Here is a 12975-nt window from a genome sequence, read left to right as displayed (position 1 = left end):
CGTCCTAGCCGCATGAAGTGTCCTTCTCAGGCGGTAGCCGACGGGAGGGGAGGCACATCTTCCGGGCGGAGCGGCTGGTCCGCCGGGTCCGCGTGGCGGCGTACGTCCGCGTAGACCCGCGCCCGCTGGAGCAGCTGCGCGCGTGGTGGCGGGTGTCCGCGATCCTCCGCTTCGGCGAGGACCTGGTCGACGGGCTCCTTCGGCGGCGTGACGTGCGCGGTCCGGATGCGTGTCGGGCACCGCCTGACACTTGGAGGGCGGCCATGGCACAACGTGTTGGTCGGGGCGGGCGATCGTCAGTCGTCGGCGACAGCCACTGCCCACTCGGGACTGTACGGCCCGTACGAGACGCTTTCCTGTTCGTCGTCCTCCACCTGCGTACCAGTGTCGTCGGTGAGCCAGTAGCGCTTCGTCTCCGCCTCACCGCCCCAGAGGCCCTCGAAGCCGTCCGGGCCGGTGATGCGGACACGGGCGTACGGCGCCCAGTCGTCACCCTTCGCCTTCCACAACTGGAACTTCACCGGTCGGCCGAAGTCCGTCGGTACCGCGATGGTGTACGTGTCCGTGCCGCCCGCCTCGAAGTCGTTGTGGTCAGGGGTGTCGAGCACCGTCCACGGCGAGGTGCGGCCCTCCGCGTCCGTCAAGCGGCCCTGCACGTCGCAGTCCGTACCCGCGCCGTCCGCGTCGGAGGTTCGGATGGTGACGTGGTAGCTGCCACCTTGCGTGCCGACCCCGTCTGCTGCCGGCGCTCCACTCGGTGCGGCTCTCACGTTCTCCTCGTCTGCCGCCGTTGCCGACTCGGCTCCATCCCGGTCGGAGAGGAGTCCGCCGACCGCCAGACCGACGCCCGCACAAGCCAGCAGCACGGCACCGGCCGCCGCCGCGCGGGCGGGAGTCCGACGAGGCTGGGCGTGGCTGGAGACGGCCGGGTGCGGGCCGTCGATCCGGGGCAGGGGCCTGGTCGACGTCACCTCGTCGGGCAGGGCGGCGGACACCTGGGTTGCCGGGGGATGCGTGAAGCGGGCGATGACCTCGGTGGCCTCCGGGTCGCTCCCTCGCGGCCCCTGCTCCTGGCCCGTACCCTGCCGAAACCCCATCGCCGAACCCCCGCTTCGCTGGATCACGTCAAGACTCAGGGGAGGGTAACCGACGGTCACACCGGCATGATCCACATGATCATCCTTCGGACCCGCCCGTCGCCGGCCCGTCCGCCCGCCGCCTCTTCGGGGCCCACCGGCGCGCGCCACCTGGGTCCTCGCCGCCGAGGCCCAGCGGGCGTGGGAGAGCAAGCAGGCCCTCACCTGCGCCCATGCTTTAGCCCGACAGCCCGACAGCCCGACAGCCCGACAGCCCGACAGCCCGACAGCCCGACAGCCCGACAGCCCGGTCACCGCGCCGCGGCCGCCGCGCCGCTTGTGGGGTCGGCCTGTCCACCTCGGACGTCCAGAGCAGCCATCTGCTCTGGCGGGTTCTCGCCGGTCCCACTGCCCGCTGCTCGGCGAAGTCGCTGTCCTGCTTGTTCGGTGCAGCCGCGAGCGGGCTGCGCCAGCCAGCGTGTGTTCCGCTGCAGGCGGACTGCCTCATGGAGTGCTCTTGGGGAAGCGGTGCATAGCTGCGAGAAGCCGCCTGGCTTTGTTTGCGAGTTACGGAGCGCCTGTAGCTCAGCGTGGAGAGCACCCCTCCACGGGAGAGTGATGTCGCGGAGTTTTGAGAGCGCCTGGGATCTGTACAAGCCGTTCTTCAACCAGCTGCTCGGCCAGCTCGACCGCTGCCTCAAGAACCGCCGGCTGTTTCGACGAACTCGCCGCTTTCCCACCGTCGGGCGAAGCCCTTGGTGCGGCGGCTGCATAGGCCAAGGACCGATCAAACCGGAGGTTTCACCCATGGAGCCAGACGTTCCCCGACTGCGAGGTTCTCGCGCCAGTACCGGAAGACGGTTCCCTGGACGATGTCGAGCTGCCCGGCCGCGACCAGGCCGGAAGCGAGACGCGGCCCGCCCGCATCGGCCTCGAAGGCAACAAGTACGGGAGGTGCCTCGCCGACCTGCCGGGCAATGAGCCGGACCTCGTCAGGCGTCGGCGCACGAAACACAGGATCCTGGAAGGCAGCCGGGCACGTGACAAAGACGGGGTCGCTGAACACCAGCTCCAGGCCGTGGGCATACGAGATGTCGTGCCCGGCGCCCAGACGCAACCGCCCGGGGTCCCAGGCGACAATGCCCCAGTCCCACCATGACCCTTCGGGAAGCTCGATCACGGTTCGTTGCCCGCCCTGGACCGCGCCGTCAATCGGGAATCACCAAACCAAGCTCATGCAGCCGCGGAAGGCAGACCTCCAGGCACGCCTCCAGAGAGATGGCGTCCGTGCGAACCAGGAGATCATCCCGAAGCGGAGCCCCGCTCGCGACGAAGGTCCAAGGCTTCGTCGCATCGCGCATGCGCTCGGCGTCGACCTTGAACAACACCGTCACACCCTGTTCTGCCAACGACTCCATGACCCGCGCCACGTCCATCACATCCCCACCCCCTGCCTGAATTCGAACAGCCAGCAGGCTACACCGGCCTCTCACGACCCCGGCTTGACCGCTTGGCACCGTGGGGTGTCTACCGCCTCGCACCACCCGGGCCCAAGCGGAACGAACCGGCGTCTGAGCGCGATCCGCATGCTCTAGCGAACCGGACCGCATTCATCGACGATCACGGTCGGCTCCGACAGGAAGACATCCCGGTCGACGGGTCCGTAAGCGATGTTGAACGTGTCGAGCCAGTACGACCAACCGCGGATTCCCAGGGCGCTGGAGAACCGGTAGTTCAACTGCCAGCGGACCCACTGCCCGGGAAGCAGTCGAACTGCCGGTGGCCTGCGCGGCCGAGGTGGCAACCCGAAGAGTGGCTCCACACGAGCGAATACTCGGAGCCGATCGCCTTCGTCCCGCAGGCTGACATCGACCTCGAGAAGGTGCTTCTGCCTCGAACGTGGCTCGAAGCTGTCACGCTCGGATATCTGGACGAAGTGAGCAAACTCGGAGGGCACCTCAGGCAACGAGAAGCCGACCGGCGCCGCGTTCCTGCGGGCAGCGGCCTCACCGCCCCGGGACTGCTTCGTCCAAGACGTCTTGATCCACTGCACCGTGATGTCCACCGCACCTGCCCTTCGCCGGGAGCCTACGATCAACGTTGGCTTGACGTAACCCAAGTTCCGGGGCAACCGTCTGCTGTCAGTTCTCAGCAATGTTCCAGAGGTTGCGAGACCCGGATCGTTCTCGGAAACCGCGGGTTGCGTGAGCAGAGCATCAGCTGCGTGTGCGTCTGCTGGAGCAGCAACCGAACCGACTGGCACCTCGCCGTAAGGTCATATCCGAGGCGTCCCGGGCGGCTGTCAGAGGCCGGCCTCGGCGAGGATGCGGTCCATCCGGCTCCGTGGAAGTACGGAATTGGCCGCCGCCTCGTCGGCGACCTCGGGTTCCGGGTCCGCCAGCAGCTCGTCCAGCAGCTCGGCAGCGACGTTGGGGTGCTTGGCCACGCCCGCGCGCGGGAACGGCTCCTCGGAAGTCGCAAGCCGCCGCAGTTCCGAAACGGGCAGATCAGGGTCCTTCAAAGCGAGGAAGCGCACCCCCGGACTCGGCTCGTCCACGAAACCACGCAGCGCCTGGCGCGGGAAGTTGGGGTGGTCCACCGCAGCGGTCGGATGTGGAAGACCTCGCCAGCTCCCAGAGCGCGGTCCTCTCGTCCTGCTTGGCCATCGCCATGCGGATGGTCCAGTCAGCGGCCCTGGCCACCGGACCATGTCTGGTCGAAGACCAGGACGCCGGTGATCACCGGCCCCGGGGCTGCCGGATCTATCAAGGTGTTGACCGTCCACAGGTCCCCGGTCAGCAACCTCGCTTCGGCGACGAGGTCGCCGTCCGCGGCCGCCCGCTGGACGCCTGCCGTTTCGCCGCTCCGGTACCGGCGCCGCTCCCCGGAACTGCCGTGCCGCTTCGTGCCGGACCGGCGGCGACCGCTCGGTGCGCATGGAGGCGTTCGACGCGATGGCGACCGGGCGCATACCGCTATGGGCTACTCGGCCGGCCGGTCCGGATGCCGTGCCTCCGAACTGGGTCGGCGGCCGACGCGCTGCCTGGATCTCTGGACGGATGGCAGAGCGAGTTCGTCCATGCGGATGAGGTCGTCCACGGTGTCGCGTACGCCCTCAGGAAGCCAGGCTGCGCAGGCCAGGATCCTGCCCAACGGGCCGGGCACGTAGATGCGGGAACGCGGCCGCCGGATGGCCTGGGCCACGGCCTGGGCGACCTGGTCGGGACGCAGCGGCGGCACGACACGGGGGCGCATGCCCTGGGTGGCGTTGGTGGTGACCATGTACGGCAGGACACAAGTGACGTGGACTCCGCTGCCGCGGATCTCCCGGCGCAGGCCTTCGGAGAAGGCGACAACGGCGGCCTTGGTGGCGCTGTAGAGGGCGAGGCCGGCGAGCGGTTTGACTGCGCACAGACTGGCGATGTTGATGATCTGCCCGTGGCGGTGGGGCAGCATGTGCTGCAGCGCGGCACGGCAGCCGTGGACGGTGCCGCCCAGGTTGGTCTGCCAGGTCCTCGCCAGCTGCTCACCGTCCTGTTCGGCGAGAATCCCGCGGGGCATCAGGCCGGCGTTGTTAATCCACACGTCGAGGCGGCCGAACCGTTCCAGGGCTTCCTCGACGCAGGCCGCCAGGTCGGCGGGATGGCTCACGTCGGCCCGCATGGCCGCGTGGGTGCTGGAGAGGGCGGAGCGGGTCTGCTGAAGGCGGGGCAGGTCGATGTCGCTGAGGACCAGTCGGTATCCGGTGGTGTGCAGGTGGGCGGCGATGGCCTGTCCGATGCCGCTGGCGGCTCCGGTGACCGCCACGACAGGAGCGTCGGTCTGCTGCTGCATGGGTCGGTCCCCTTTCACTGCGTGGAGCCCTTCGGCCAGGGTCCGAGAACCGAGGCGGTGTGTGGCCGGTTGAGGGTGTGGCGAAGTGAAAGTCGGCATCGTTGATGTGGCGCAGCATGCGGGGGTGTCGGCCAGGGCCAGGGCCAGGTCTCAGGGATACCGGCAGGGCCGGCGTACCAGTTGCGGCAGCCGCTGACCCACACGATGTTCGGCATGGCCTTCCACAGGCTGCGGCGTGGCTGCGGCTGAGAGAGGCTCGTTCCGCAAGTTGCCCTTCCCATCGCGCCCCGTCAGTCCGGTGCGGGCACGGCGGCCGCTTCGTGTGGCGTGACCGTTGCCGACTGGGTGGTGTGACGGGTGCCCGGCAGTCGGCGATGGAAGAACCCCGGTCGTGAGGGAAGTACCAGTCTGCGCGTGGACCGGTGAAAGACGATCAGGCCGACGGCGGCGGCACCGGCGAACCATCCCAGCTGGACGGCAAGGCAGCCGGGGACGGAGGCAGTCGAGAAACCGGCCGCGGCGCCGGTCTGCAACGAACCATAGGAGGGCAGAAACGACACCAGATCGCTGCCCGCGGCGCTCGCGGTGGTGACGGGATTCTGCAGGCCTGCGTCGATGCCGCTGGTCATGACGATGGCGAACATGCCATCGACCTCCCGGCGTAGAAGGGAGCCGAAGACGATCCCGAAAGCGCCGTAGGTCAAGGACGCGCAGAACAGGGCGGTGGCGAAGAGGACGGGCTGGCGAGGGGACCAGAAGGCGTAGGTGACGGCGGTGGCGTAGACGGCGACGGTCGCGGAGATGAGGGTAAGGGAGGTGAGCTTGGCCAGGAGTAGGTGCGTGCGCCGATAACCGGCCATGGACAGGCGCCGGTCGAAGGCACCGCTGTTGAAGGTCGCGGCGAACATCATGAACCCGACGATCAGGGTGATGGAGTTCACCGCCCCGACGATCGACGTGAACGCGTTGCCGTGGGGGTGCAGAACCTGACCGGTCTCCTGCAGCCGGAAGGGGATCGGCTGTTCCTCCATGACGGAGTAGGCCAGCGTGATCCACGTCGGGATGAAAGCGGCGATCAGGGTTACGGCGAGCCGGTTGCGCAGGTGCTCGACCAAAGCGAACCGGGTGGCGGTGACGTAGAGAGACGTATGGGTCATAGCGGGGTCGAAGTCCTCGGGTGCAGCACTCCGCCGTCGAGGTGCCAGAGTTCGTCCAGCCGTTCGGCGTCGTAGGCCAGGTGGGAGACGATCAGCACGGACCGTCCACGTCGGCGGAGATCGCCGGCCAGGTCCCAGAACCGCTGGTACGTGTCCCAGTCGAAGCCCTGGTAGGGCTCGTCCAGGAGAAGCAGACAGGGGTCGTGCATCAGGGCCAGCGTCAGGTTGAGTTTCTGCTTCGTGCCGCCGCTGAGCACACCGACCCGTTCGCCGCGGTAGTCGGACAGTCTGAGGATGTCCATGATCTTCTCGGCGTGGTCGGTGGTGCCCAGGCCGTACGCAGCCCGGAAGTACTCCACGTGCTGGCGGACGGTGAGGGCGTTGTTCAGGACGAGGTGCTGCGGGCAGTAGCCGAACCGGCCACCGAAGTGGACCTGTCCGCGCTGCGGCCGTAGCTCTTCGGCGAGGATTTTCAGGAGCGTCGATTTGCCGGCGCCGTTCTCCCCCACGATGCCGGCCAGCGTGCCCGGCCGCAGGGACAAGTCGATGCCAGACAGCACTCGGCGTGTGCCGTAGCTGTGGTGGAGGTCTCTGACGTCCAGGAGGGCCGAGGTCAAGTTTCTCCTCCTCAGGCGACCTGGACGCGCCGGACGATCAACAGTGCCAGCTCGTACAGCCAGCGACTGTGATCTGTGGGTGGCAGCAGGGGTTCCAACTGGGTCCAGGCGTTGCTCACCAGCTGGTCGGCTTCGTCCACGCATGCTTGCACTGCTCCGCACGCGGTCAGTTCCCGGCGGGTCTCGACCACTGCCGTGGCGCTGCCCGAGCCCTCCCGCATCTGCTGCCAGAGTCGGTTCAGGCGGTCTTGGGGCAGACGGCCCACGGCGTGTGCCAACGGCATGGTGACTTTGCCGCTGCGTAGGTCCTCGGCGGCCTGTTTCGTCGCCACTCCGGCCCGCATGACACCTCGCAGGTCGGCGACATCGTCAGCGATCTGGTAGGCCGTGCCCACCGCTGAGCCGAAAGCCCCGAGTGCTCTGCGCAGTTCCTGCTCGGCCCCGGTGACGACTCCGGCCGTCTCCAAAGCCGCTGCGACCGGAGCTCCGGACTTCAGCCGATGGGTCAGGCGGACCAGGTCCAGAGCGGTGTGCCGGTCGCCGCCGGCCACAGCCTGGTCCATCTCCTCGCGGTGACCCTCCAGGTCCAGCGCCTGTCCTGCGTGCGCTGCCCGCAGGGCGGCCAGGACCAGAGCCCGCACATGCCCGGAACGGGCGGCGTCATCGGGGAAGGTCAGCTGGACGGCCCGGTCCCAGAGGAAGTAGGCGGCCGTACCTGCGTTCACCGCCGTCGGCACTCCGAACACGGTGTGCACCGCCGGTCGTCCGCGGCGCAGCGGTGAGGCGTCTTGGACATCGTCGACGATGAGGGATCCGGTGTGCAGCAACTCCATGGCCGCGATCAACGGCCCGCAGTGTTCGCTGTCACCGCCCAGCAGGTCGATGGCCTCCCAGACCAGCACCGGGCGCCACCGCTGGCCTCCGGCATCGGCCAGATGGCGGACCGGCGCGGTCAGCGCGCGGTGCAGCCTTCGGGCCACAACCGGCGCGCTCGCGCCGGGGAACTCGGTCGCCTGACCTGGCGGCAGCCACACGGCACACGCGTCTGCCGCCGCGCCGGGGCACAGAGCGTCGATGTGGTGATTGACGCGCTTGGTCGTGCGGTCGATGCGCTGCCGGACGCAGTCCGCACCCACCGGCAGGTTCGTCGGTGTCTCGCCGGGCTGCAAGAGAGCGCCGGTCATGGAGTCGTCTGCTCTCGGTGAGGTGCGGCGGAAGGAGCACCCACGCGGGGGTGCAGGTCCGGCGCCGCAGGGGGAACGCTGCGGTGTGGCTCGCGACGTGCGGCCGTCATGGTCAAACCGCGCGGCATGGCGCCGAGCCCGAAACCGGCGTGCACCGTCCGGCCGGGGCGGGCCAAGCGCAGTGTCCGCGAGGAGACCAGGGTGGCCAGTGCAACAGGGACCATGACGTCGGCCACCGCGGCGCCCAGGCAGTAACGCGGTCCGACCCCATAGGGCAGGAAGTCGGCGGAAGATACCGGGGGCTGAGCCCCGGGCACCCAGCGCAGGGGATCGAAGACATCGGGCCGCGGGAAGTGGGCGGGGTCGCGACGCAGTGCCCCCAGGTGGAGGAGCACCGTGGCACCCGCGGGTAGCCGGAATCCCCCCAACCACGTCTCGCGGCGCGTCCGGCGCACGAGGACCGGTGGACCGTACAGCCGCATGACTTCCTTGACGAAAGCCGCAGCCCGGGGCAGCGGCTCCGCACCGACACCGGTCGTGAGCCCGTCCGAGCCGAGTACCGCGTCGGCCTCCTCCTGCAGGGCCCGCTGATGGTGCGGATGGCGGCCCAGTTCGTAGCAGGCCCACGCGAGTGTGGGGGAGGACGCTCCCCCTCCCGCGAACAACAGCGTGCTGGCGTCGTGCGTCCCCAGGTCCGAGGGCCCGCGCCGTGGCTGCTTCAGCAGGGATACGAGGTCACCCCCGTCTTCGGCCGGTCGATGACGCGTAACCACCTCTTGGGCGGCCTCATCCAACGCCAGTACGGCACGGCGAAAGGAGCGCTGCCTCGGCATGGGCACCCAGGGCCACGGTGACAGCACGAACCGCCAGGCCGATCCCGACGACAGCGTAGGGTGCGCGGCCGCCAGCGCGGACAAGGCTGCCGGTGAGATGTCACTGCTCATAACGCAGCCGATGGCGAGGCCGAAGGCGAGACGCGTCATCTCGTAGCCCATGTCGACAGGACGGTCTACGGGAAGCGTGGAGAGCAGACGGTGGGTCACGCATTGCACGGACGGGCCAAGGCCCGCCAGCCGAGGTGTGGCGAGCGCCGGTCTCACCATGGCACACCTGTCGCGGTGGACCATTCCCTCGGTGCTGCTCAGTCCGTCTCTCACGACCTCCCGCAGGCTGGGGTCCACACCCCAGAACATGAAGGTGTCCTCGTCGCGAGCGGCCTGCCGGATCAGTGACGCGTCGTTGATCAGGAAGAAGCCGAACGGCCCGGCCTTGGTCTTGACGACCGGCCCCGCACTACTGAGCCGAGCTGCGATTGCTCCCAGGTCCGTCATGAACCGCAGGGAGCGGGAGTGCCCGAGGAGCCGGCCGCGTCCGGGCGCCATCGGCACATCGGAGCCCCTCTTCGTACTTGTGCTCACCACACGTCCTTCCGCTCGCACGGCATCTCTCCTGCGAACGACGAAAAGCATGAAATGTCACGTGACGGAATGAAGTAGTTGCATTCCGGAGCAGGCAAGACATCCGTCTGGTAACCGTGCCGGATGGGCCTACGGAGCCGTGGCCGGGCTGCATGCGGCGACGGCGTGACCATCGCGACGGCATGTTCGACGCGCGGGCTCAAACGCAAGGACGGTGTGACGTGGCGGACGGTGCGGAAGGCGGTGGCCTCGTTCCGGCCGCAACCGCGCTGGAAGCTGCCGCACGACATTCCTCAACCGGCGCTGCCGAGCCTTCATCCTGATGTGATCATCTGCCCCTCGCCATGATTTTCTGAGGGGTGACACCGAAGGGGGGATCACACATGAGCGAGGGGGCAAAGCCGCAGGCGGCGACGGCAAGGCCACAGGGGACGAGCCGGTTTGCGGAGCCGGACGGGACGAAGCTTCCGCTGCCCCCGGACGAGATCGAGCGGCACAAGGTCCTCCCAGACTGGGAGGGCCACTACACCACCGCGCCCCCAGGCAGCACCGCCGACCCGCTGGTCCGGCCGCAGTTGCGCTCGGACCCTCCCGGCCTCCAGCCGCCGCCCTCCGGCGGACGGGAGCGCTGGAGGGCCTGGAGTCGGCGCGGGCGGTCCGGCTCGCCCACCGGCAGTGGGCACGGCGATGAGGCGACCGAGCTGATCCGGTCCAGCGAGAGCATGGAGCAGCTGCGGCTGGACACGCTGGAGGAGCAGCGGTCCACCGGCCAGCCGCAAGACAGCGTGGCGTACTCGATCTCGGAGAGCGGCAAGGTGGGGGCGTTCAAGAAGCTCATCACCACGGACCTGCCGGCGATCGTCGCCCGCGACGAGGACCATCTGGGCGAGGCGTGCACCGGCTCGTACCACCTGAACCACACGTCGTTCTTGCGCTACATCGGCTACTACGACTGGCTGGAGAAGTTCAACCGCGAGGAGGGCGTCTTCTCGTCCGTGGACCAGAAGATCGTCTGGACCGAGCGCATTCCGGTGAAGGAGAAGTGAGTCGATGTCCCGAGCACGTCTGCCGGTGGCCGCCGCCGTGCTGGCTCTGCTGACCTGCCTGCCGGGCTGTTCGTCGGCGTCCACCGCTGTCGAGGGCTGCATGGGCAAGCAGGCGGCCGGCGCGACCTCCGGGGAACTCGCCGGCACCTACCGGGGCGAGGGCGACGCGAAGGGCGTGACGCTCACCTTGAAGGCGTCGCAGAGCGAGCCGGGCAGCGGCACGGTCGCCGTGCACGACTGGCCGACCGGTGACTGGTACCGGGACGAACTCGGCGAGTCCTTCGACGGGTCCGGTACCTGGTCCGTGGTGCAGGGTGGCACCTCGGCCACCGAGTTCGCGCACCTGTCCCTCTCCTTCACCGCACCGGAGCGCTTCCTGGACGGGGACACCCTCGACTCGCTGTCGATCGCCGAGGGCGACGGACGCACGTATCTCTACGCGACGGACGACCCGGACGTCTGCCCCGCGTTCCGGCTGCGTCTCCAGGGCGGCTGAGCCCGACGCGACGCACCGCAGCCGGTGAGCGTGCCCCGTTGTCGCGGGGCCCTCACCGGCTGGGGGCGGTGCCGGAGACGGTACGTCAGGCGCGTACCAGCCACCGGTCGTTGTGTGGGTCCTCACGGTGGTCGCCGTCGGCCGGGATACGTAGGCCCTCTTCCGCGAAGGCCGATGGCGGGCAGGGCCCGGTGCACCGGCTCCGGCAGCCACCAGGACGGCTTGCCTGGCAGCCATCAACATGACCAGTCCGGCCTCCTCGACGCCCGTCAGGCCGGTCGGCCAGCTTCACTGGAGGAGCCCGACGAGCGCGACGCCGAGAGCCGCCATGACGCTGAGCACGAGGCCGAAGGCTGCCTTCAGCGGGACCAGGATCAACCGGATGGCTTCCGCCGTTCGACGATACGACCTCCGTTCGTTGGCTCCGCGAGAGTTGGCCAGCCTCATCGGGAGCGGACAGGTGCCGTCGTCTCTCGTCGACATTCCCGAGCCGTTCGTAGAGGTGAACGAAGCCAGACGGCTCGGGAATGCCGTGCTTTCCGACCTGCGTTGCCGAGGGGGCAGCTTCTGGGCAGCACCCTCCTACCGGTCCCGCTCATCGTCACGACCACCGCACCCCGATCGCGGACGGCTGCTGCTGGAGCGGAGTGGTATGTCCGACCAAAGGCGGGTGTTCTGATCTGGGTTGATCAGTTTGGGCTGTGGCTGTCGACTGGTGGCGGCGTAGGTGAGCCTGGTAGTGGCGGTGGTGAGCGTGCACGCTGTCCTGCGCTGGGGCTTGATCTGCAGGCGCCGCGGGCCCCGCCCCGGGCAGGTTCGGCGCCCGGGGCTTCGCAGGCGGGGCGTACGGGCCCGTGCGACGTCGGTATGTCAGCTCGATCGGGGGGATTCGTGTACGGGGAGGGATGGATAGGTATGCGAAGGACGGGTGCGTGACCCAGCCGCCGTCCACCCGCACCTACGGAGTCGCCCGATGCCGGCCCCCGGCCAGACAGTGTCCTGTCCCATTGACTTCAGCAGGGCACTGCACTTCGATCCTGCGCTGGCTGCGTTAATGGTGCGTGGACCGGTCAGCCGGATCCGGTTGCCGTACGGCGATGCGGGGGGGGGGGGGGGCTGGTGACCAGCTTTGCCGCGGTGCGCCAGGTGACCTGCGACCCGCGGTTCAGCCGGGCCGCCATCGTCGGCCGCGACCATCCGAGGATGACGCCGGAGCCCATCGTGTCGCCGGAGTCGGTCAATGTGACGGACCCGCCGCGCAGCACCCGGCTGCGGCGCGTGGTGGCCCAGGCGTTCACCCGGGAGCGGGTGGAGGGCATGCGGCTGGTGGCGGACCGGGTCGTGGCCGGGCTGCTGGGCGCGATGGCCCAAGCGGGGCCGCCGGCGGATCTGGTGACTCACCTGTCGGTCCCGCTGCCCCATCTGACGGTCTGCGAGCTGCTCGCCGTCCCCGAGGCCGACCGGGAAGAGCTGCGCGCGTGCACGATGCGGCTGCTGACCACCGCACCCGGAGCCCGGCAGGACACCGCCGGCGCCAAGGCCCGCCTACGCGCCTACTTCGCTGACCTGGTCCCGCCCCGACGTCGCTCGCCGGGTGAAGATCTGCTCAGCGCGATGGCCGCCGCCCCGGTGCCGCAGGGTGAGGAACCGCTGAGCGACGACGACTTGGCGGTGCTGGCCGTCACCCTCATCCTCAGCGGCAACGACACCACCACCTGCCAGATCAGCAATCTCGCCTATCTGCTGTCTCCTACCTGGCCGCCAACCGTGACCCGGCTGTCTTCCCCACCCCGTACGACCTCGACATCGACCTCGACTTCGACCGGCCGGCCCGCCCGCACATGACGTTCGGCTGGGGCGGCCACTATTGCCTGGCCGCACCTATGGCCCGGGCCCAGCCGGAGAGCGCGGCCACAGGCCTGCTCAGCCGGTTTTCGGCCCTGCGCCTGATTGTCGACGCCGAGGAGGTGCGGTGGGACACAGACACCCTCCGCCGCTTTCCTCTCCGCCTGCCGGTGGCATGGTGACGACACCCCGCGAACCGGCCGGTGTGCGTGCGGCCTTATCGTTCCCGACAGCCGACAGCCGACGGCCGACGGCCGACGGCCGACGGCCGACGGCCGACAGCCGACAGCCGACAGCCGACA

At 69.1% G+C, this 12975-nt stretch carries 14 protein-coding genes; 4 read left to right on the top strand and 10 right to left on the bottom strand.

Features of this window, described 5'->3' with window-relative positions:
• Nucleotides 1-296: 296 nt before the first annotated feature.
• From ACZ42X_RS00285 to ACZ42X_RS00240, 10 genes are all read right to left on the bottom strand, one after another.
• Entirely contained in the window at nucleotides 297-1097 is an 801-nt protein-coding gene (locus tag ACZ42X_RS00285; RefSeq protein ID WP_468282331.1) for a PLAT/LH2 domain-containing protein, read from the bottom strand.
• Between the two features lie 766 nt (nucleotides 1098-1863).
• Entirely contained in the window at nucleotides 1864-2256 is a 393-nt protein-coding gene (locus tag ACZ42X_RS00280; protein ID WP_468282328.1) for a hypothetical protein, read from the bottom strand.
• A gap of 28 nt (nucleotides 2257-2284) precedes the next feature.
• The gene (locus tag ACZ42X_RS00275; protein ID WP_468282325.1) at nucleotides 2285-2512 is read right to left on the bottom strand and encodes a hypothetical protein; all 228 of its coding nucleotides are present in this window, start codon (nucleotides 2510-2512) and stop codon (nucleotides 2285-2287) included.
• A 155-nt stretch (nucleotides 2513-2667) separates the two neighbouring features.
• Entirely contained in the window at nucleotides 2668-3141 is a 474-nt protein-coding gene (locus ACZ42X_RS00270) for a hypothetical protein (RefSeq protein ID WP_468282322.1), read from the bottom strand.
• Between the two features lie 237 nt (nucleotides 3142-3378).
• Complete coding sequence (locus ACZ42X_RS00265; protein WP_468282319.1) at nucleotides 3379-3675, bottom strand: hypothetical protein; 297 nt, start codon at nucleotides 3673-3675, stop codon at nucleotides 3379-3381.
• 383 nt (nucleotides 3676-4058) lie between these two features.
• The gene (locus ACZ42X_RS00260; RefSeq protein ID WP_468282316.1) at nucleotides 4059-4910 is read right to left on the bottom strand and encodes an SDR family NAD(P)-dependent oxidoreductase; all 852 of its coding nucleotides are present in this window, start codon (nucleotides 4908-4910) and stop codon (nucleotides 4059-4061) included.
• A 290-nt stretch (nucleotides 4911-5200) separates the two neighbouring features.
• Nucleotides 5201-6067, bottom strand: a complete 867-nt coding sequence (locus ACZ42X_RS00255) for an ABC transporter permease (RefSeq protein ID WP_468282313.1) — start codon at nucleotides 6065-6067, stop codon at nucleotides 5201-5203.
• Nucleotides 6064-6669, bottom strand: a complete 606-nt coding sequence (locus ACZ42X_RS00250; protein WP_468284063.1) for an ABC transporter ATP-binding protein — start codon at nucleotides 6667-6669, stop codon at nucleotides 6064-6066. The genes ACZ42X_RS00255 and ACZ42X_RS00250 overlap by 4 nt, the downstream gene beginning before the upstream one ends.
• Nucleotides 6670-6695: 26 nt before the next feature.
• Entirely contained in the window at nucleotides 6696-7868 is a 1173-nt protein-coding gene (locus ACZ42X_RS00245) for a polyprenyl synthetase family protein (protein WP_468282310.1), read from the bottom strand.
• A complete protein-coding gene (locus tag ACZ42X_RS00240) occupies nucleotides 7865-9199 on the bottom strand; it encodes a cytochrome P450 (RefSeq protein WP_468282307.1) in 1335 nt (444 codons plus the stop codon). Before ACZ42X_RS00240 ends, ACZ42X_RS00245 begins: the two co-directional genes overlap by 4 nt.
• 252 nt (nucleotides 9200-9451) lie before the next feature.
• Between ACZ42X_RS00240 and ACZ42X_RS00235 the strand changes: the two genes are divergently transcribed.
• From ACZ42X_RS00235 to ACZ42X_RS00220, 4 genes are all read left to right on the top strand, one after another.
• Entirely contained in the window at nucleotides 9452-9634 is a 183-nt protein-coding gene (locus tag ACZ42X_RS00235) for a hypothetical protein (protein ID WP_468282304.1), read from the top strand.
• Between the two features lie 35 nt (nucleotides 9635-9669).
• Nucleotides 9670-10332, top strand: a complete 663-nt coding sequence (locus ACZ42X_RS00230; RefSeq protein ID WP_468282301.1) for a hypothetical protein — start codon at nucleotides 9670-9672, stop codon at nucleotides 10330-10332.
• 4 nt (nucleotides 10333-10336) lie between these two features.
• Nucleotides 10337-10828 carry a hypothetical protein gene (locus ACZ42X_RS00225; protein ID WP_468282298.1) on the top strand — a complete coding sequence of 164 codons (492 nt, stop codon included), beginning with the start codon at nucleotides 10337-10339 and terminating at the stop codon, nucleotides 10826-10828.
• 1119 nt (nucleotides 10829-11947) lie between these two features.
• Complete coding sequence (locus tag ACZ42X_RS00220; RefSeq protein WP_468282295.1) at nucleotides 11948-12673, top strand: cytochrome P450 family protein; 726 nt, start codon at nucleotides 11948-11950, stop codon at nucleotides 12671-12673.
• Nucleotides 12674-12975 lie beyond the last annotated feature (302 nt).

Source organism: Streptomyces sp. NPDC030862 (assembly GCF_055571835.1).
This window is presented reverse-complemented; position numbering and strand designations above follow the sequence as displayed.

Coding starts and splice junctions, on each gene's coding strand:
- ACZ42X_RS00285 (WP_468282331.1), bottom strand. CDS start 1,097: ATGGGGTTTCGGCAGGGTACGGGCCAGGAGCAGGGGCCGCGAGGGAGC.
- ACZ42X_RS00275 (WP_468282325.1), bottom strand. CDS start 2,512: ATGGACGTGGCGCGGGTCATGGAGTCGTTGGCAGAACAGGGTGTGACG.
- ACZ42X_RS00260 (WP_468282316.1), bottom strand. CDS start 4,910: ATGCAGCAGCAGACCGACGCTCCTGTCGTGGCGGTCACCGGAGCCGCC.
- ACZ42X_RS00255 (WP_468282313.1), bottom strand. CDS start 6,067: ATGACCCATACGTCTCTCTACGTCACCGCCACCCGGTTCGCTTTGGTC.
- ACZ42X_RS00245 (WP_468282310.1), bottom strand. CDS start 7,868: ATGACCGGCGCTCTCTTGCAGCCCGGCGAGACACCGACGAACCTGCCG.
- ACZ42X_RS00240 (WP_468282307.1), bottom strand. CDS start 9,199: ATGACGGACCTGGGAGCAATCGCAGCTCGGCTCAGTAGTGCGGGGCCG.
- ACZ42X_RS00230 (WP_468282301.1), top strand. CDS start 9,670: ATGAGCGAGGGGGCAAAGCCGCAGGCGGCGACGGCAAGGCCACAGGGG.
- ACZ42X_RS00225 (WP_468282298.1), top strand. CDS start 10,337: ATGTCCCGAGCACGTCTGCCGGTGGCCGCCGCCGTGCTGGCTCTGCTG.